Here is a 919-nt window from a genome sequence, read left to right on the forward strand (position 1 = left end):
ACTCTGCGGCGGCGAGTTCGGGTTCCTCGTGCAGGAGGAGGACCCGGGTCCATGCGTCGAGGTCGGCGGCGATCACGGCAAGCCGGTGATCCCAGCCGGTACTCTTCACCCGTTGGGTGCCTCTTCTCTGCGACGGTTTTGATCTCAGCAATCAGATCATTGCAGGTGGGAGGCACCCTTCTCCTGTTGGTGCGTCAGGTGACCGTCACAGCTGAATTCATGAGGTTGATGGTGGCGCCGCCAGGCGGTCCAGTGCAGGACGTGGTCACGGTCGCGGACCGGTGGCGGCAGGACGAGTGCGCGCACGAGGCGTACGAGTTCCGGGCAGGTCAGCGGGACGAGGCGGGCGGTTCCGGCGGAGACTGCGCGTGCGGTGGCGTCGAGGGCCAGGGCGAGCACGGCGGCGGCGATCAGGGAGAACAGCGACCAGCGCATCCAGGAGTTCCAGCAGGTCACCTGGCCCTGGTCGAGGCTGGTGAAGCCCTTGGCGAGTTGGAAGGTCTCCTCGATCTTCCAACGGCGACAGATCACCTCCACGAGCGTGCCGAGGGCGATGTCCCCAGGGGTCCAGCAGCGGAAGTAGGAGACCTCGCCGGTGTAGCGGTGGCGGCGGGCCACCAGCACGCTGGTGTCGTCCTCGTGCCTGTCGGGAGTGTCGTCGGGGCGGATGTCGAGCCAGGCCCAGACGTACTCGCGGGTGCCCTTGGTGCCGTGGCTGGTCGCCCGCCGCGTCCACTGCTCCGGCCGCACCTTGTTGATCATCTTGCGTGCTTCCCGCTTGCGCGCGGTCCCGTCCGTGACCTGGTGTGTGGCAGCGACACCGACGGTGTATCCGAGTCCCAGGGCGCGGATGTTGCTCAGGGCTTGATCAAGTTCCGGATTCGTGTGGCTGGGCCGGGAGATGACCGGTTGGGGTGCG

At 67.2% G+C, this 919-nt stretch carries 1 pseudogene; it reads right to left on the bottom strand.

What is annotated here, in order from left to right:
• Positions 1-156 precede the first annotated feature (156 nt).
• Positions 157-919 (bottom strand): annotated as a pseudogene (locus AC3ET4_RS30865) (hypothetical protein); the annotation flags it as partial.

The sequence above is a fragment of the Actinacidiphila sp. bgisy167 genome (assembly GCF_057707665.1).